Genomic DNA, 17851 nt, shown 5'->3' with positions numbered 1-17851 from the left:
CGATTCATCCAAATCTCATCGCGCTTTAGAACGTCAGCTGCACCTTCATCGATTGCGAGCGGTCGGTGGCCAATTCAAACGCGGCGACCGCGTTCTCGAACGGCATGGTCGCCGTGATCAGCGGCTTGACGTCGATCAGGCCTTCGCCCATCAGCCGCACCGCGAGCTCGAATTCCGGGTCGAAGCGGAAGGTGCCGCGAAGCTGCAATTCCTTGGCGACGATGGAATTGATCGGCAGCGTCATCTCGCCGCCGAGGCCGAGTTGCACCATCGTCGCGCCGGGACGGAGCACGTCGAGCGCGGTGCGCAGCGCGGCCTGATTGCCCGAGGCTTCGAACAGCGTGTCGAACACGCCTTTGCCGGCGCGCCAGGGATCGAGCGCGGTGGCATTGGTCGCGACATTGATGGCGTGCGTGGCGCCGAGCTTCTTGGCAACGGCCAGCGGCGCGTCGGCGACGTCAGTGACGACGATCTCGGAAGCACCGCCAAAGCGCGCGACCAGGATCATCAGCGCGCCGATCGGTCCGCAGCCGGTGATCAGGACGCGCTTGCCGAGCAGGGGGCCGGCCTGCTTGCCGGCATGCAGACACACCGCCAGCGGTTCGGCGACCGCAGCTTCCGCCAGCGACAGCTTGTCGGAGATCGGCACCGCCTGCGCCGCATCGACCGTGATGAACTCGCGAAAACCGCCTTGCACATGGGGGAAGCGCATCGCGCTGCCGAGGAAGCGCATGTCGAGGCACTGGTTGCGCATGCCTTCCTGGCAATGATGGCACTGGCCACACGGCTTGCTCGGATTGACCGCGACGCGCGTGCCGGCCTTGACGCTGGTGACGCCGTCGCCGACCGCCGCGACCACGCCGGCGATCTCGTGCCCCAGCGCCATCGGCTGCTGGATGCGCACGACGCCGAAGCCGCCGTGATGGTAATAGTGCAGGTCGGAGCCGCAGATACCGCCGTTGGCGATCTTGACGCGGACCGCGCCCGGGCCGGGCTCGGTGTCGGGGTAGTTGTCGATCCGGAGGTCTTTCGGGGCGTGGATGACGACGGCGCGCATAGGTGTTCCTCGGTGTTCCCAATTACATCGCGGCGATCATGCCGCCATCGACATAGATGATCTGGCCGTTGACATAGGTGGAAGCATCCGAGGCGAGGAAGATCGCCGCGCCCACCAGCTCGTCCGGCTTGCCCCAGCGCTTGGAGGGGATGCGGCCCATCAGCCAGTTGTTGAAGTCGGCGTTGTTGACCAGCGCCTCGTTCATGTCGGTGAGCATGTATCCAGGGCCGATCGCATTGGCCTGGATTCCGTGCTGGGCCCACTCCACCGCCATCGATCGGGTCAGGTTCTTGATGCCGCCCTTGGCTGCGGTGTAAGGCGCGATGGTCGGGCGGGCGAGCTCGCTGCCGAGCGAGCCGATATTGATGATCTTGCCGCGCCTGCGCGGGATCATGCGCTTGCCGGCCTCGCGGCCGATCACAAAGGCGCTGGTGAGGTCGGTCTCGATCACCTTGCGCCATTCGTCGGTGGTGAACTCGACCAGCGGCTTGCGATGCTGGATGCCGGCATTGTTGACGAGGATGTCGACGGCAATGCCTTGTCTGTCGAAGTCGTCGAAGGCTGCGACGATCGCGGGCTCGTCGGTCACGTTGAAGGCGGCGCCCTCGGCCTGATGGCCGGCGGCGCGGAATTCGGCGACGGCCTGCTCAACGCGCTTGGGATCGACGCCGTTGATGATGATCCTGGCGCCGGCCTTGGCCATGCCTTCGGCGATGGCGCGGCCGAGCCCGCGGGAAGAGCCGGTCACGAGCGCGGTGCGGCCGGAAAGGTCGAAGAGGGCGGTGCTCATCTCAAATAATCCTCAGACGTTGGAACGGCGCACGATCAGATCGGAGCGCTCGAAGACGGCGGGCAGAAGATCGACGCCGAGGCCAGGGCCTTCCATCGGGAAGACGTAACCGTCCTTGATCGTAGGCATCGTGGTGACGAGTTCATTGTACCAGCCTTTGTAGAAAGCGCGCACCGATTCCTGGATCAGCGTGTTGGGCTGGCTGAACGACATGTGGATGGCTGCGATGAAGCCGATCGGGCCGATGCAGTCGTGAGGCGCAAAGGGCCGGTGATAGGTCTCGGCCATCGCCGCGATCTTGCGGCCCTCGGTGAGGCCGCCGGTCCAGCACAGGTCGGCCATCACGACATGCATGGCATCGCGGTCGAGCATGTCCTTGTAGGGGAAGCGCGAGCCCAGCGTCTCGCTGGCGCAGACCCAGACGTCGGTCGAGCGGGCGTATTCGGCCAGCGCCTGCGGCGAGTTCATGCGGATCGGATCTTCGTACCAGGTCGGCTTGTACGGCTCGAGCGCGCGCGCGATTTGTTTTGCGGTCGGCAGATTCCACAGCGAGTGGAGCTCAACCATGATCTCCATCTTGTCGCCGACCGCTTTGCGGATCTTCTCGAACGGCTCGATCGCCTGCTTCATCTGAGCGGCGGTGATGTAGAGACCCTTGTTCTCCTGTGCGGCCGGATCGAACGGCCAGATCTTCATCGCCGAGATGCCGCTTTCGAGCAGGCTTTCGGCGAGCGCATCGGCGCGGTTCATGAAGCCGTCGAGGTCTTCATAGGGACCCTTGTTGGCGCCCAGATTCCAGTTCGCCACGGGGCTGATATTGGTGGAGCGGACGTACTGCGTGCCGGCGCAGGTGTTGTAGATGCGCTGCTTGTCGCGGCAGAGGCCGCCGAGCATCTGGTGCACCGGCTGATTGCAGACCTTGCCGAACAGATCCCACAGCGCGATGTCGATCGCGGAGGCCGCGCGATATTCGACGCCGGTGGACGACTGCGCCATCGGCAGGTTCAGCATGTCGCGATGGATCGCCTCGATATGCAGGGGATTGCGGCCGAGCAGGCGGCCGGCAAAGGTGTCGTGGATCTGCGCTTCGACTGCGCCAGCGCCGTAGAAAGTCTCGCCGAGACCGATCATGCCTGTGTCGGTGTGAACGCGCACCCAGATGACGTTGGAGAATTCCTCGGTGCGCAGCGTCTCGATCGACGTGATCTTCACAACAACTGTCCTCCCATCGCAGGCGCTTCGCGCCGGTCTTGTTCATTCCGCACTGCAGCATGCCGCAGAGGTTCGGGATTCTTACGCCTGCTTGTAATATATCACAACATGTTTTAAGGGTGCCACTAATAGGGCGCGCCTTGCGAGCGACAGCTCGGGCGGCCGGGAGGACAACATGGCACGGCGCAAGCGCGCGCTCGAGGTGGTGAGATCAGAGGACGACGGCGAGGGTAGGCCCTCGCGGCGCAATCGTCTCAACTTCTTCGAGCTGGCCTATCAGAAGATCGAGGAGCTGCTGGTTCATTGCGAGCTCAAGCCCGGTCAGTTCATGACCATGCTGGAATTGCAGCATATCACCGGCTTCGGCCGCACGCCGGTGCATCACGCCGTCAATCGTCTCTCAGCCGACACGCTCATCATCATCCGTCCGCGCCACGGTCTGCACATCGCGCCGATCGATCTGGCGCGCGAGCGCATGCTGCTGGCCCTGCGCCGCGACATGGAGCGCTTTGTCGTTCGCCTTGCAGCGGATCGTGCCAGCCTTTCGCATCGCAATCAGGCGCTGCACATCGAGCGCCTGCTGCGCGAGCGCCGCGCAACCCTGACCCTGGACGAGTTCAACAGCATCGACCGCCGCATCGATGCGCTGGTGCTGGAGGCTGCAGGCGAGCCGTTCCTGGTGCATACGCTGCGGCCGCTGCACACGCTGTATCGCCGCATCGGCTACATCCACCACCGCTTCATGCCTGGCCAGCAAGATCTCTCAGGAACGATCGACCATCATCTCGGTATTCTCAATGCAGTTGCGAACCGCCGCGTGGAGGATGCCGTCAAGGCGAGCGATGCGCTGATCGACTACATGGGCCAGATGTTCACGGGCATGGAGACCGGGATCGATCCGCGCCTGCTCGATTGCAGCATTGAGCCGTTGCTCGGCGCTTAGAACCATCCGGCACGCAAGGCGTTTTGAAGAGAGGACCAGACATGTCAACGATGGCCATGCCACAACCGACCGCGAGCGAAGCCGCGGTCCGCTACCTCATCACGAACTACAGCCCCAAGGGCAACAAGGTCGGCTGGCTGATGATGGCCTCGATCCTGGTCGAGGCCTGGGATCTCTATTCCATCGCCTTCGTGCTCATCTTCATCAAGGAGCAATACAATCCCGATCCATTGATGCTTGGCCTTGCCGCAGCAGGCACGCAGGGCGGTGCGCTGATTGGCGCACTGCTCGGCGGCTGGCTGTCGGACAAGATCGGCCGTCGCGTCATGTTCCTGATCACTATGGTGATGTTCATCGTGCTGGCGCTCGCGCAAGCCTTCGTGCCGAACGTCACCTGGCTCGTCGTGATCCGCTTCCTGCTCGGCGTCCCGCTCGGTTCGGACATTTCGACCGGCTACACCTACATCATGGAATCCATGGCCAAGGGTGAGCGCGAGGTGATGGGCAATCGCTGGCAGTTCATGTTCGCCGTCGGCGAAGTCCTGACCATTGGCGTCATCGTGATCTTCCTGCTGCTCGACCTCCACCACGAGACGCTGTGGCGCGTGACGCTCGGCCTCGGTGCGGTGCCGGCGCTGATCATCCTGATCATGCGGCACGACGTGCCGGAGACGGCGGTGTGGCTGGTGCAGAAGGGGCGCTTCCGCGAGGCCAAGCAGGTCGCGTGCGAGATGTTCAACGACGATCTCGCCATGCTGCCCGACCAGGACGTCGTGATGCCGAAGGTCTCGACCCGCGACTTCATCGCGGATCTCCGGAAGGACCCGATCCGCTGGCGCGCGACGATCTATGGCTGGATCGCCTGCTTCGCGCAAGGCAGCGAGTTCTCGACCTTCGCGTTCTATCTGCCGGTGCTGTTCGTCATGGTCGGCGTGTCGAGCGTGCTCGGCAACAACCTCGTGACCATGGCGCTGTTCTGCTTCGCCGCAGTGTCGGGCTGGGTCGGCCCGCTCTTGACGCCGAAGATCGGCCATCGCGGCATCGCGATCGCCGGCTTTTCGATCGTGCTGGCCTCGCTCCTGGTCGCAGCCTTTGCGCTCTACACCGACAACAAGATGTTGCTGCCGTTCGCGGCCGCCGCCATGCTGTGGGGCCATTATTGGGATGCGTCGAACTGCATGACGATCCCGACGATGGTGGCCAAGCCGAAATATCGCGGCACTGCCAGCGGCTTCGCCTACATGTTCGTGAAGCTGCCGTCGTTCCTGGCGATCTTCCTGTTCCCGTCGCTGTTCGCGGCGATCGGCCAGGCCAACGCCACGTTGTTCGTCGCGATCTTCCCGCTGATCGGATTGTGTGCCGCCATCTTCATCCTGCCGGAAGTCTACGGTTACGAGAACGACTAAACTCTGCCAGTTAACTGATCGCGGCCGCCAATGCCGCGATCAGGGCTGGCGGCGTCACCAGCATGCCGAGCTTGAGGAACGGCCAGGCGCCGATCTCGATCTTCTCCCGCCGCAACGCGACCAGCCAGAGAATGGTCGCAAGCGAGCCGGTCACCGACAGATTGGGGCCGAGATCGACGCCGATCAGGATCGCGCTGACGACAAATGCGGGCGGATGATCGCTGCCGGCAACCGAGCCCGCGACGAGTCCAACCGGCAGATTGTTGGCGACGTTGTCGGCAATGGCAGTGGCGATGCCAACGCTCCAGGCGGCCTTCGTCGCGGATTGTTCAACGGCCTGATGGAGCAGCGCGCTGAGCTGCCCGATCACGCCGGTCTTGATCAGCGCCTCGACCATCACGAAGAGTCCGCCGACCAGCGGCAGCACGCTCCAGGACACGCCTCCGAGCACGGGCAGAGGCGATTGGCGGCTGATCAGCAGCACGATCGCGGCCGTCACGACGCCACAAATGAAGGTCGGCAGGCCTAGCTGCGTGTCGAGCGCGGAGGCCGCGACCAGCACGACGCCAATTGCGACGATGCCGATGGCGGTCAGTTTGCCGCCGCGGCCGAGTTTTGGATGGGGCACGCTGCGCGCGATGGTCTCGTCCTTCAGCGTCCGGTGCTGGGTGAGGCGCAGCACAATGTAAGTCAGCAGGATCGAGGCAATCGAGGGCAGGGCGAACAGGCGCAGCCATTCTGTCAGTTGCGGCATGCGCGCGCCGAACACGACGAGATTGGCCGGATTGGAGATCGGCAGCACGAAGCTCGCGGCGTTCGCAATGAAGGCACAGACGAACAGATAAGGCAGCGGTTTGGCACCGGCCGCGCGCGTCGCGGCATAGACCGCCGGCGTCAGCACGATCGCGGTGGCATCGTTCGAGAGCAGCACGGTCACGACCGTACCGACGACATAAATTAGCAGGAACAGCCGCTGCGGCGAGCCGGCGGCATATTCCACGGCGAGCGCTGCGAGATAGTCGAACAGGCCTTCAAGCCGCGCCAACTCGGCGATCAGCATCATGCCGATCAGGAAAAGATAGACGTCGACGCCTTTCTCGATGCCGACAAGCGCATCCTGCCACGGCAAGAAGCCGAGCAATACCAAAGCGGCGGCGCCGAGCACGGCCCAGATCGCTTCGGGCAGGCGAAAGGGGCGAATGATGACGCAGGCGGTCGCGGCGACGATGATGCTCCAGGCCCAGATGGCGTCAGACGGCACGTTCAATCCTTGTCCATGAGTTCGTGCCCTAGAACTTGACCGCCAGCAGCACCGCACCGGCGCCGATCATGGCGATCCCGACCCAACCCTGAGCGGTCGGTCGCTCGCCGAGAAAGGCGAAAGCAAAGAGGGCCACAAGGACGACGCTGAGCTTGTCGATCGGCGCCACCAGTGTCGCCGGCCCGAGCTTCAGGGCGCGGAAGTAACACAGCCATGACGCGCCCGTCGCGAGCCCCGACAGGATCAGGAACAACCAGGTCCTGGACGACACGGCCGAGGGGACGGCGAACTGCCCGGTGAAGAACAGCAGCACCGCGAAGGCAAGCAGCACGACGATGGTGCGAATGAAGGTGGCGAGGTCCGGATTGATGTTCTCGACGCCGACCTTGGCGAAGATCGCGGTCAGCGCGGCGAAACATGCGGAGAGCAGCGCCCAGGTTTGCCAGGCGGAGAAGAGGGCGGGTTTCATGGGGGCTCTTTTGTGGGGCTAACTGTAGCCTAGCATTCAATCGTCGTCCCGGCGAAGGCCGGGACCCATAACCACGAAAAGGTGTTTGGCGAAGATCGCCAATGACCGTCTCGTGTAAAGCTTCTTCCTTGGGGGTATGGGTCCCGGCCTTGGCCGGGACGACGGCGAAATTCCTGGCTCGCACTCACCGTGCCACCGGCAGCTTTTCCGTGATCGCCTTGCGCAGGATGCGCGAGAGCGATTCCACCGAATATGGCTTCTGGATCAATTCAAATCCCCGATGGGCGTTTTCAGCGAGCACGTTGCTGTAGCCGCTGGTCAGTACCACTGGGAGGCCGGGGTAGCGCTCGCGGATGATGCCGGCGAGCTCGACGCCGTTCATGCCAGGCATGATGACGTCGGAGAAGACGAGATCAACCGCAAATTCATTCTCGCCGAGGATGGCGAGCGCGGCATTGGCGTTGGCGGCGCGGCGGGTGAGGTAGCCGAGGTCTTCCAGGAGCTCGGTGGAGAATTGGCCGACATCGTCATTGTCCTCGACCACGAGCACGCGATAGCCGCGCCCGGTGGTGGCTCCTTCGCTGGAGAGCGACGCCGCTTCCTTCTCAGCGGCGGGGCTCTGCGCCTGCGGCAGATAGATCGTGAAGGTCGCGCCCTTGCCGGGCGTGCTGGTCACGGCGATGTCGCCCTCGGACTGTTTTGCGAATCCAAAGGCCTGGCTGAGGCCGAGGCCGGTGCCCTTGCCGACCTCCTTGGTGGTGAAGAACGGCTCGAAGATGGCGTCGATGTTTTCAGGCGCGATGCCGCTGCCGGTGTCCGCCACCGAGATCGCGACATAATCGCCGCCGCGCGCCGACTGCGCCCGCAGGCTCGGGATGCCCTGAACCTTGCGCACGGCGATCGTGAGCCGGCCTTCGCTGTCCATGGCGTCGCGGGCGTTGACGGCGAGATTGATCAGTGCGGTCTCGAACTGCGCGATGTCGGCGACCGTGAAGCAGTCGGCATCGTCGATCTCGACCACGATCTCGATGCGGCCGCCGACCAGTGGTCGCACCAGCTGCGCCACGCCTTCGACCTGGCTGCCGACATTGAAGATCTGCGGCTTCAGCGGCTGCCGGCGTGCAAAGGCCAGCAGCTGCGCGGTCAGCTTCGAGGCGCGCTCGACGGTGTCGGAGATCGCATCGACATAGCGGCGGCGCCGCTCCTCCGGCAGCTCGCGGCGGCGCAGGAAGTCGGTCGCCGAGCGGATGATGGTGAGGAGGTTGTTGAAGTCGTGCGCGACGCCGCCGGTGAGCTGGCCGATCGCCTCCATCTTCTGCGAGTGCCGCAGCGCTTCCTCGCCGCGACGGCGCTCGGTGATGTCGACGGCCTCGGGCACTGCGCCGGTGATGTTGCCGTGGCGGTCGAGCACCGGACGCATGCCGAATTCGAAATCGCGCTCGCCGATCGGCAAGTGCAGGCGCATCTCCATCCGCACCGCTTCGCCTTTCAGCACGGTGTCGAAGGCTTGGCGGACGAGGGCGCTCATGCCGGGAGTGCCGGTGAACCAGGGCGTGTCCCAGAACGGCTTGCCGATGACGTCTGCAGGACTAGCCTTGATGTCGTCGAGCGCAGTCTTGTTGGCGTAGAGCAGCTCGCCCTTGAGGTTGACGAGGCCTTGATACTGGTTGCTGGTCTCCAAGATCGCGCGCAGCCGTGCCTCGTTGGATTCGAGCTCGGTGGTGCGTTCGGTGATGCGCTCCTCCAACGTCTCATTGAGCCTTCGCAGCTCGATCTCGGCCTGCTTGGCGACGGTGACGTCGTGGGCGACCCCGATGAAGCCGATATGCTTGCCGGTGGGGTCCCAGCGCGGCTGCGATTCGGAGCGCAGCCAGCGCCATTCGCCGCTGGCGTTCTTGTAGCGCGCTTCGAGCACGAAGGGTTTGAGCGAGGCTTCGCCCTCGACCGATTGCTGCAAGACGCGCGGCAGGTCGTCCGGATGCAGTACCTTGCGCCAGTCGAAGGCGATGGCCTGCTCGTAGGGAAGGCCGACGAAATCGACATAGGCCTGGTTGGCGAAGGAGCGCGTGCGGTCGAGCTTCGTCACCCAGATCGGCACCGGCGCGCTGTCGGCGATCAGGCGGAAGCGTTCCTCGCTTTCGCGCAAGGTCGCGCGGGCAAGGGCCTGATCGGTGATATCGATATGGGCCCCGACGAGGCGGATGGCGCGGCCGTCGACGTCGCGCTCGACCTTGGCGACGACGCGTATCCAGCGCGTCTCGCCGTCGCTGGGGCGGATGATGCGGTACTCGGCGGTGTAGTCCTCGCTGGTGCCGGCCAGCGCATCGAAGAAATGCTGGACGGTGACGTCGCGGTCGTCAGGGTGGATGCGGCTGACCCAGTTCTCATGTGTCTCGTCGGCGGCCTCGGGCGGCAGCCCGTGGATCATCAGATATTCCGGCGAACGGCGGTTCTTGAAGCCTGCCCGAAAGTCGACCTCGAGGCCGCCAACCTTGCCGATGCGCTGGATGCGCGCGAGCTCGGCTTCGCGCTCCTGGAGCGCATGATGGGCGTTGTCGCGCTCGCGGGCGATTTCGTCGAGGTGCTGGCGCAGCCTTTCGGCGGCCTGGGTCTCGGGTTTTGGATCGTTCAAGGCGTCGGCCGTTGTGATGCGGGAGCGCACGTGCCGGGCCGATATTCACACATACAGAGCGTGATAGCCATTGCTCAATGGGGAATAGATGATGAAACACCGTGTTGCGGGTATGACTTCGAACGCCGGGGCTGGCAATTTGTTCCTGACGAAGGAACGATGAGCCGCGGTGCGCGTATCTGCGGGGCGCCACAATGATATCAGCAAGACTCCCTTTCCCGAGAGGCTAAACCTTGAAGCTCTTTGTCTGCCAGGACTGCGGCAATGTCCTCTATTTCGAGAACCGTGCCTGCGAACGCTGCGGCCACCGGGTCGCCTTCCTGCCGGAGAAGGAGACGATGTCGGCGATCGAGCCTGATGGAGAGGGCTGGAAGACTCTGGCAGGCAAGGGCGAAAGTCGCATGCTGTGCCGCAATGCCGAGTACGATTCCTGCAATTGGCTGACGGATATGGACGACACCACCGGCTATTGCCGCGCCTGCTGTCACAACGGCATCGTGCCCGACCTCTCCGACCCCGCGCAGTTCGCCGGCTGGCGCGAGCTGGAGGTGGCGAAGCACCGGTTGTTCTATTCGCTGATCCGCTGGAATCTGCCGCTGCAGACCCGGCAGGACAATCCCGCGCACGGCCTCATCTTCAATTTCCTCGCCGACGATCCCAACAGCGGGCAAAAGATCCTGACCGGCCATGACAACGGCCTGATCACGATCGCGCTCACCGAGACCGATGGCATCGAGCGCGAGAGGCGCAGGCTGGAGATGGGCGAGCCGTACCGGACGCTGCTCGGCCATTTCCGCCACGAAGTCGGGCACTATTTTTGGGACGTGCTGGTGCGTGACGGCGGCAGACTCGACGAATGCCGGGCGGTGTTCGGTGACGATTCCGCCGATTACGGCGAGGCGCTGCAGCGTCACTATGCCGAAGGGGCGCCGCCGGACTGGCAGCAGAACTACGTCTCGGCCTACGCCACCACGCACCCCTGGGAAGATTTCGCCGAAACCTGGGCGCATTACCTTCACATCGTCGACACCCTCGAGATGGCCTCGGAGTTCGGAATGGAGGTGCGGCCCAAGGTCGACCGCGACGGGGAGCTGTCCACGCGGATCCGCTTCAACCCCTACGAGGCGCGGGACGTTCAGGCGATCGTCGACGCATGGCTGCCGTTCACCTTCGCCCTGAACAGCGTCAACCGCGCCATGGGCCTGCGCGATCTCTATCCCTTCATCCTGTCGCCGGCCGTGGTCGCCAAACTGGGCTTCATCCATAGCCTGGTCCGTGGCGTGGCCAAGGGCAGGACCGGGGCCGGAAAGCAATAGCGCCCGCCGGGCTCACCGGACCCGTTCCGGTCTTGCGCTGGTACGCCAGAGCGGGTGGGATTTTGCCCGTTGCCTCCGGCCCATTTTGATGTACCACGGCAGGATACGGCCCCGTCCGCTCGGCCCGCCAAGGCCCCGGGTGGGGTCCCGCCCAAGGGACGAAGCTCAAGAAAATCATGTTTAAACGCATCCTGATCGCCAACCGCGGCGAAATCGCCTGCCGGATCATCAAGACCGCCCGCAAGATGGGAATTCAGACGGTCGCCGTCTATTCCGAGGCAGACCGCGACGCCCTCCACGTCGAGATGGCCGACGAGGCCGTGCTGATCGGCCCGCCCGCCGCGGCCGAGAGCTACCTGGTGATCGAGAAGATCGTCGAGGCTTGCCGCAGGACGGGCGCCGAGGCCGTGCACCCCGGCTACGGCTTCCTGTCCGAGCGCGAGGCGTTTCCGCGCGCGCTGGAAGCCGCCGGCATCGTCTTCATCGGCCCGAACCCGGGCGCGATCGCTGCGATGGGCGACAAGATCGAATCCAAGAAGGCGGCCGCGAAGGCCAAGGTCTCGACCGTGCCGGGCTATCTCGGCGTGATCGAGGACGACAAGCACGCGGTCAAGATCGCCGACGAGATCGGGTATCCCGTGATGATCAAGGCCTCCGCCGGCGGCGGCGGCAAGGGCATGCGCATCGCGCATTCCAGGGCCGAGGTCGCCGAAGGTTTTAATCTCGCCAAGGCCGAGGCGAAGGCCTCGTTCGGCGACGATCGGGTCTTCGTCGAGAAGTTCATCGTCGAGCCCCGCCACATCGAGATCCAGGTGCTGGGCGACAAGCACGGCAACGTCATCTATCTCGGCGAGCGCGAATGCTCGATCCAGCGCCGCAACCAGAAGGTCATCGAGGAGGCGCCGTCGCCGCTGCTCGATGAGGTCGCCCGCCGCAAGATGGGCGAGCAGGCGGTCGCACTGGCCAAGGCCGTGAACTACGATTCCGCCGGCACTGTCGAGTTCGTCGCAGGCCAGGACAAGAGCTTCTACTTCCTGGAGATGAACACCCGTCTCCAGGTCGAGCATCCCGTCACGGAGCTCATCACCGGCGTCGACCTCGTCGAGCAGATGATCCGCGTCGCCGCCGGCGAGAAGCTTGCGATCGCGCAGAAGGACGTCACGCTGACCGGCTGGGCGGTGGAATCGCGCCTCTACGCCGAAGACCCGTTCCGCAACTTCCTGCCCTCGATCGGGCGCCTGGTGAAATATCGTCCGCCTGCGGAAATGAGCAAGGACGGCATCACCGTGCGCAACGACACCGGCGTGCAGGAGGGCGGTGAGATCTCGATCCACTACGATCCGATGCTCGCCAAGCTCGTTACGCATGCACCGTCACGCGCCGCGGCGATCGAGGCGCAGGCGACTGCGCTCGATGCGTTCTATGTCGACGGCATCAGGCACAACATTCCGTTTCTGTCGGCGCTGATGAACCATCCGCGTTGGCGCGAGGGCAATCTGTCGACCGGCTTCATTGCCGAGGAATTCCCGCGCGGCTTCGCGCCGCGCCTGCCGGAAGGCGAGGTCGCGCGGCGCATCGCCGCCGTCGGCGCCGCCATCGATCACGTGCTCGGCGAACGCAAGCGGCAGATCTCCGGCCAGATGGGCGGACGCGTCGTGCAGCGCGAACGCCGCCGCGCGGTCTGGCTCGACCGCCAGGAGATCCTGCTCGAGGTTGCCCGCGAGGGCGATGTGATTGCGATCTGCTTCGTCGACGCCGATGGCAAGGCCGGCCATGCGCATCTGCTGCAGTCCGCATGGAAGCCGGGCGATCCGGTCTGGCAGGGCACCATCGATGGTCACGTCATCGCGGTGCAGGCGCGTCCGATCGCCAACGGCATTCGTCTTGCGCATCAGGGTGTCGAGGTATCAGTCTACGTCTGGACCGAGGCGGAAGCTGCCTCGGCAAGGCTGATGCCGGTGACGACGGCCTCCGACACTGGCAAGAAGCTGCTGTGTCCGATGCCCGGCCTCATCGTCTCGATCGCAGTGGCCGAGGGGCAGGAGGTCAAGGCCGGCGAGACGCTGGCCGTGGTCGAAGCCATGAAGATGCAGAACGTGCTCCGCGCCGAGCGGGACGGTACCGTGAAGAAGATCCACGCCAGCGCCGGCGCGACGCTCGCGGTGGACGCGCTGATCCTGGAGTTTGCGTAAGGCTGGTCTCGGCTATCGCCCAATGTCGTCCTGGACAAGTGAGCGGAGCGAAAGCCGATCCAGGACCCATTACCCCAAGGGGCAGTTGTGGACGGAGATCGTAGCCATCATCTTCTGCGACAATGTACAGTTGGAGTAATGGGTCCTGGCTTTCGCCAGGACGACGATAGAGTGTGATCGCGAGACATTCCCATGGCTTTTCGTTCCCGCCGCGAAAAACTGCGCTCCATCCTGTCGGGGCCGGCCTGCGTCCATCCCGGCTCGGTCTATGACGCGATCTCGATCCGCATCGCCGAGGACCTCGGCTTTCCGCTCGGCATGTTTGGCGGCTCGGTCGCCTCGCTCGCCGTGCTCGGCGACCCTGACGTCACCCTGATCACGCTCACCGAGCTCGCCGAGCAGGTGCGGCGGATGTCGCGTGCCGCCAGCCTCCCGGTGCTGGTCGATGCCGATCACGGCTATGGCAATGCGCTCAATGTTCGCCGCACGGTGCAGGAGCTGGAAACGGTAGGTGCGGCCGGCCTCACCATCGAGGACACGCTGCTGCCGGCCGCTTTTGGCGAGGCCAAGGCGCAGCTGATCTCGCTGGAGGAGGGCGTCGGCAAGATCAAGGCGGCACTCGATGCGCGCGGCGATCCTTCGCTCGTCATCATGGGACGCACCGGAGCTGCCTCGATCACCTCGATCGAGGATGCAATCCGCCGCGCCAGGGCGTATGAGGCTGCCGGAGTCGATGCGCTGTTCTTCACTGGAATCAAGTCGCGCGCTGAGCTCGAGGCGATTGTTGGTGCCACGCATCTGCCGATCGTGCTCGGCGGCGTGCCTGATGAATTGAACGCGATCGATGACCTCGCGGGCCAGCGCGTCCGCATCGCGCTCCAGGGCCATGCGCCCATCGCGGCGGCCACGCAGGCAATCTACGACGTGCAGAAAGCGTTACGTGAAGGGACTGCGCCGAAAGCGCTGAAGGGGTTGCCCTCGGCGGAGTTGACCAGCCGCGTCACGCGCGAGGCCGAGGTCAAAGCGCGCAGCGCCGACTTTCTTGGACTGAAGAGATGAGCCGCGCGATCCTCCAGGTCATGATCCGCGGACGCGTCCAGGGCGTCGGCTATCGCGCATGGGTCGAATACCAGGCGACGACGAGCGGTCTCGAAGGCTGGGTCCGCAACCGCCGCGACGGCAGCGTCGAAGCGCTGTTCGCGGGCGCGCCGAAGCACGTCGCCGACATGGTCGCGCTGTGCCGCCACGGCCCGCCGTCGTCGCGCGTGGACAGCGTGACGAGCGAGACGGCGAGCGTGGATGAGCTGAACCTGCGCAGGGCAGGGGAACCATTCTCGGTTCTGCCGACGGTTTAGAGCGCCTGCTGAAATCAAGAATGCCTCGCAATTGCGGCAGATCAGGCTTGATCTGCCGCAACGCTTGCGCTTGCGAACAGTCTATCAATGGCTGTGTTCAAGCTTTCAAGATCGGTAAGTGCATGCCATGGCCGATGCACCGCTCGATAGAACAGTGAAGGTGCCGTTCGATCCCAAGGCTTTCCTCGCGAAGCCCGCCGCCGGTGTGACGCTGGAGCGATTTCAAGCCGGCTGGCAGATTTGGACCCAGGGTGAGCCCGCCGACGCCATAGGCTACATCCGCAAGGGGAGCGTCAAGGTCACGACGCTTTCCAACCGCGGCAAGGAAGCCATCGTCGGGATCATCGGACCAAGCCAGTTCTTCGGCGAGACCAGCCTGGGTGGGGCGAAGCTGCGGACCGCAACCGTCGTGGCGCTCGAAGATTGCTTGATCACCACCGTGGCGAAGGACGTGATGTTTGCGACCCTCGCCTCTGAGCCAGAGTTCTGTAAGTTCTTCATGGCGCATCTCCTTTCGCGGAACACGCGGCTCGAGGAGGACTTGGGCGACCAGTTGCTGAACCTGAGTGAAAAGCGGCTCGCTCGGCTGTTGCTGGTCCTCTCCGACTCGGGACAAGACGACGGAAGACCGAACGAGATCAACCTCAGTCAGGAAGCGCTCGCGGAGATGGTCGGCACGACCCGATCTCGAATCAGCACTTTCATGAACAGGTTTCGCGAGCAAGGATTCATCAGCTACGACGGCCATGGCCGAAGAATCCAGGTCTACGCCGCACTTCTGATGTCGGTGCTGGGAGCCTAGCCGTCGTAGGGGCCATGCACTGGAGGGGGCCAGCCTATTCCAGGTAACTGAGATAGGCCGCGACGGCTTTGATCTGCGCTTCGGTGAGATTGTGAGCGATCGGCTGCATGATCGCCGAGTTGTCGGGGTTGGCCTTGTCCTGGCCGCGCTCCTTGTCCCAATTGCTCAGCTTCCTGATCATGTAGTCGTGGAGCTGGCCCGCCAGACGCGGAAACGCATCGGCGCCCTTGGCGTCCGGTCCGTGGCACGACGCGCATGGCGGCACCTCAGCGGCGGGAACGCCTTCCTCATAGATCTTCTTTCCGGCAGCCAGTGAGTCCCTCGGTGCGCCTCCCAATGGCTTCGGGTTGAGATCCTTGAAATAGGTCGAAAGGGCGGTGAGCATCGCCGGCGTCAGAACATGCGACACGTTGAACATCACGGGATTGGTTCGCCTGCGCTCGATGAAGGCCTGCAGTTGATTCTTCACGTATTCCGGTTGCTGCCCTGCCAACCGCGGCATCGGAAAAGATCCTCGGAAACCCTGTCCTGATAGGCCGTGACACGTCTTGCAGTAGTCAGTCTTGGCTTTGAGCTCCCGAGCGGGGACGTCGATCCCCTTGTCCTCTGCGAAGCTCGGCGCCGGGACGCCGGCTACCAGAATTGCTGCCAGCAGCGTCGACGCCAGTTCCCTGATCTTCATGATCGCCCTCCGATGATCCGCGCAACCTGGTTTTGTTTACGCCCAATCCGTGTTGCTGAATCACCTCACACCCTCGAAATCAAATTTGCTGTTCTTTTTAGAACAGTCGCGCGGATTGGTTCGGTTTTAGCTCAGTGTCCTCGGCAGCGATCACCGTATTGACGGCTGGCTGCGAGCAAATTGGGGTGGCGCGATGCGAGCTGACCGCGGTCGTTTTCTTGGCTTGCTAGGAAGCTGGAAGCTGGTCGCAGTTGGCGCAATCCTGTTCTCGGCTTTTTGGCTGACGATCGTTTTTGCGTCGCCTGCGCAGGCCTTGCCGAGTTTCGCGCGCCAAACCGGGCAACCGTGCGGCACATGCCATACCGACTTTCCCGCGCTCACGCCTTACGGCCGTCGCTTCAAGTTGCTCGGATATACTGCTGGCGGTGGCCAATTCCGCACGACGCCGTTTTCGTCCAACGACGCGATGGACGTGCGCGCCGAGTACGACAAGCTGCGCGGCTACGCGAAGGCGGTGGCGCCGCAATCTCGGGCCGATGCCGATAGCAAGGAATGGGTCCCGCCGATCTCGATGATGGCGGTCGTCGGCTTCACCCACACACAGGCGGACCTGCCTGCGCCGACAGATCCCTATGCCCCGAACAACAACACCGTCATGTCGCCGTTCAGCATCTTCTGGGGCGGCGCGATCACGAGCAACATCGGCGCGTTCGCGCAAGTCACTTACAACGCGGTACCGGCCGGAGGATTTGGCGACCCCTTCGGACACACCTGGACGTGGGACAACACCGACGTGCGCTTTGCGGGGACCGCGATGGTCGGACCTCTCGACGTCGTCTACGGCATCACCGCCAACAACAATCCGACCGTGCAGGATCTGTGGAACACCACGCCGGCATGGGGATTCCCCTATGCGGCTTCGAACCTGGCGTCGACGCCCGCCACCAAAACCGTTGTCGAGGGTGCGCTCGCCGCGCATGTCGGCGGCGTTGGCGCATACGCGATGATCAACGATCTGCTGTATCTCGAAGTGACCGGCTACAAGATGCTCTCCTTCAGCCAGCAGAATGCGCTCGGCACGGATCCGTTCGGCGTCGGACAACTCGGCGGCGTCGCGCCATATTGGCGCGTGGCGTTTGAGCCGCACTGGGGCCGAAATACATGGATGATCGGAACCTTCGGCATGTATTCCGAGCTCCATCCATGGCTCAACACCGCCTTCGGCACCTGGACAACCGCGGTTGATCCCTTGTCGGACAGGTTCACCGACATTGGCTTCGACACGCAATACCAATATCAAGGTGACGATTTCTGGCTGACATTGCGCGGCAGCTACATTCGCGAATATCAGCGGCTCGACTCCAGCTTTGCGAGCCTCGCCGCCGCCAATCCGACCAATGTGGTCAACAGCATGAAGCTGCAGGCCTCCGTGGCGATGGGGGCCGACAACCGCGTCGTTCTCACCGGCCAGTACTTCAAAATCTCGGGCACTTCCGACGCGAATCTTTACGGCACCGACCCGCTCAGCGGACTGGCCATGACCCCCAACAGTGACGGCTGGCAGGCCGAGATCGCCTACATCCCCTTCGGGGCGAGCAAGATGATCGGCTGGCCGTGGTTCAACGCCCGCATCGGCCTGCAATACACCTATTACAACAAGTTCAACGGTACCTCGGTCGCCGCCCACGACAACAACACCCTATTCCTCCACGCCTGGTTCGCAATGTAGGCCGG

General features: G+C 63.9%; 15 protein-coding genes. 8 read left to right on the top strand and 7 right to left on the bottom strand.

Going from position 1 to position 17851, the window contains the following annotated elements:
• Positions 1-25 precede the first annotated feature (25 nt).
• From JQ621_RS17120 to JQ621_RS17110, 3 genes are read right to left on the bottom strand one after another with little or no spacing between them, the layout of a single operon-like run.
• The gene (locus tag JQ621_RS17120) at positions 26-1057 is read right to left on the bottom strand and encodes an L-idonate 5-dehydrogenase (RefSeq protein WP_212235853.1); all 1032 of its coding nucleotides are present in this window, start codon (positions 1055-1057) and stop codon (positions 26-28) included.
• 22 nt (positions 1058-1079) lie between these two features.
• Positions 1080-1847, bottom strand: a complete 768-nt coding sequence (locus JQ621_RS17115; protein ID WP_212235852.1) for an SDR family oxidoreductase — start codon at positions 1845-1847, stop codon at positions 1080-1082.
• A gap of 12 nt (positions 1848-1859) precedes the next feature.
• Entirely contained in the window at positions 1860-3059 is a 1200-nt protein-coding gene (locus JQ621_RS17110; RefSeq protein WP_212235851.1) for a mandelate racemase/muconate lactonizing enzyme family protein, read from the bottom strand.
• A gap of 175 nt (positions 3060-3234) precedes the next feature.
• Here JQ621_RS17110 and JQ621_RS17105 point away from each other — a divergent pair, with 175 nt between their 5' ends.
• Positions 3235-4002 carry a GntR family transcriptional regulator gene (locus tag JQ621_RS17105; RefSeq protein WP_212235850.1) on the top strand — a complete coding sequence of 256 codons (768 nt, stop codon included), beginning with the start codon at positions 3235-3237 and terminating at the stop codon, positions 4000-4002.
• A 41-nt stretch (positions 4003-4043) separates the two neighbouring features.
• On the top strand, positions 4044-5408 hold the full coding sequence (locus JQ621_RS17100) for an MFS transporter (RefSeq protein WP_212235849.1): 1365 nt from the start codon (positions 4044-4046) through the stop codon (positions 5406-5408).
• Positions 5409-5418: 10 nt separating this feature from the next.
• Here JQ621_RS17100 and JQ621_RS17095 read toward each other — a convergent pair whose 3' ends face one another.
• The 3 genes from JQ621_RS17095 to JQ621_RS17085 form a co-directional block, all read right to left on the bottom strand.
• Complete coding sequence (locus tag JQ621_RS17095; RefSeq protein WP_212235848.1) at positions 5419-6669, bottom strand: arsenic transporter; 1251 nt, start codon at positions 6667-6669, stop codon at positions 5419-5421.
• A gap of 28 nt (positions 6670-6697) precedes the next feature.
• Complete coding sequence (locus JQ621_RS17090; RefSeq protein WP_212235847.1) at positions 6698-7138, bottom strand: EamA family transporter; 441 nt, start codon at positions 7136-7138, stop codon at positions 6698-6700.
• A 184-nt stretch (positions 7139-7322) separates the two neighbouring features.
• Entirely contained in the window at positions 7323-9800 is a 2478-nt protein-coding gene (locus JQ621_RS17085) for a hybrid sensor histidine kinase/response regulator (RefSeq protein ID WP_212235846.1), read from the bottom strand.
• 203 nt (positions 9801-10003) lie between these two features.
• On the opposite strand from JQ621_RS17085, the gene JQ621_RS17080 reads away from it, so the two are divergent.
• The 5 genes from JQ621_RS17080 (at position 10004) to JQ621_RS17060 (ending at position 15435) form a co-directional block, all read left to right on the top strand.
• Positions 10004-11086, top strand: a complete 1083-nt coding sequence (locus tag JQ621_RS17080) for a zinc-binding metallopeptidase family protein (RefSeq protein WP_212235845.1) — start codon at positions 10004-10006, stop codon at positions 11084-11086.
• Between the two features lie 176 nt (positions 11087-11262).
• Positions 11263-13278 carry an acetyl-CoA carboxylase biotin carboxylase subunit gene (locus JQ621_RS17075; RefSeq protein WP_212235844.1) on the top strand — a complete coding sequence of 672 codons (2016 nt, stop codon included), beginning with the start codon at positions 11263-11265 and terminating at the stop codon, positions 13276-13278.
• Between the two features lie 192 nt (positions 13279-13470).
• Complete coding sequence (locus JQ621_RS17070) at positions 13471-14337, top strand: isocitrate lyase/PEP mutase family protein (protein ID WP_212235843.1); 867 nt, start codon at positions 13471-13473, stop codon at positions 14335-14337.
• Positions 14334-14633, top strand: coding sequence for an acylphosphatase (locus tag JQ621_RS17065; protein ID WP_212235842.1), 300 nt, complete (start codon positions 14334-14336; stop codon positions 14631-14633). Before JQ621_RS17070 ends, JQ621_RS17065 begins: the two co-directional genes overlap by 4 nt.
• A 127-nt stretch (positions 14634-14760) precedes the next feature.
• Complete coding sequence (locus tag JQ621_RS17060; RefSeq protein ID WP_212235841.1) at positions 14761-15435, top strand: Crp/Fnr family transcriptional regulator; 675 nt, start codon at positions 14761-14763, stop codon at positions 15433-15435.
• A 34-nt stretch (positions 15436-15469) separates the two neighbouring features.
• Here the strand turns inward: JQ621_RS17060 and JQ621_RS17055 are convergent, their stop codons facing one another.
• A complete protein-coding gene (locus tag JQ621_RS17055; RefSeq protein WP_212235840.1) occupies positions 15470-16117 on the bottom strand; it encodes a c-type cytochrome in 648 nt (215 codons plus the stop codon).
• A 193-nt stretch (positions 16118-16310) separates the two neighbouring features.
• On the opposite strand from JQ621_RS17055, the gene JQ621_RS17050 reads away from it, so the two are divergent.
• Positions 16311-17846 carry a cytochrome C gene (locus tag JQ621_RS17050; RefSeq protein ID WP_249125346.1) on the top strand — a complete coding sequence of 512 codons (1536 nt, stop codon included), beginning with the start codon at positions 16311-16313 and terminating at the stop codon, positions 17844-17846.
• Positions 17847-17851: the final 5 nt, after the last annotated feature.

The organism is Bradyrhizobium manausense, assembly GCF_018129685.1.
GTDB classification, from domain to species: domain Bacteria; phylum Pseudomonadota; class Alphaproteobacteria; order Rhizobiales; family Xanthobacteraceae; genus Bradyrhizobium; species Bradyrhizobium manausense_D.
This window is presented reverse-complemented; position numbering and strand designations above follow the sequence as displayed.

What these genes read in the sequence shown, in the direction of transcription:
- JQ621_RS17055 (WP_212235840.1), bottom strand. Translation starts at nt 16,117, where the DNA reads ATGAAGATCAGGGAACTGGCGTCGACGCTGCTGGCAGCAATTCTGGTA.
- JQ621_RS17090 (WP_212235847.1), bottom strand. Translation starts at nt 7,138, where the DNA reads ATGAAACCCGCCCTCTTCTCCGCCTGGCAAACCTGGGCGCTGCTCTCC.
- JQ621_RS17065 (WP_212235842.1), top strand. Translation starts at nt 14,334, where the DNA reads ATGAGCCGCGCGATCCTCCAGGTCATGATCCGCGGACGCGTCCAGGGC.
- JQ621_RS17070 (WP_212235843.1), top strand. Translation starts at nt 13,471, where the DNA reads ATGGCTTTTCGTTCCCGCCGCGAAAAACTGCGCTCCATCCTGTCGGGG.
- JQ621_RS17120 (WP_212235853.1), bottom strand. Translation starts at nt 1,057, where the DNA reads ATGCGCGCCGTCGTCATCCACGCCCCGAAAGACCTCCGGATCGACAAC.
- JQ621_RS17105 (WP_212235850.1), top strand. Translation starts at nt 3,235, where the DNA reads ATGGCACGGCGCAAGCGCGCGCTCGAGGTGGTGAGATCAGAGGACGAC.
- JQ621_RS17050 (WP_249125346.1), top strand. Translation starts at nt 16,311, where the DNA reads ATGCGAGCTGACCGCGGTCGTTTTCTTGGCTTGCTAGGAAGCTGGAAG.
- JQ621_RS17060 (WP_212235841.1), top strand. Translation starts at nt 14,761, where the DNA reads ATGGCCGATGCACCGCTCGATAGAACAGTGAAGGTGCCGTTCGATCCC.
- JQ621_RS17100 (WP_212235849.1), top strand. Translation starts at nt 4,044, where the DNA reads ATGTCAACGATGGCCATGCCACAACCGACCGCGAGCGAAGCCGCGGTC.
- JQ621_RS17115 (WP_212235852.1), bottom strand. Translation starts at nt 1,847, where the DNA reads ATGAGCACCGCCCTCTTCGACCTTTCCGGCCGCACCGCGCTCGTGACC.
- JQ621_RS17075 (WP_212235844.1), top strand. Translation starts at nt 11,263, where the DNA reads ATGTTTAAACGCATCCTGATCGCCAACCGCGGCGAAATCGCCTGCCGG.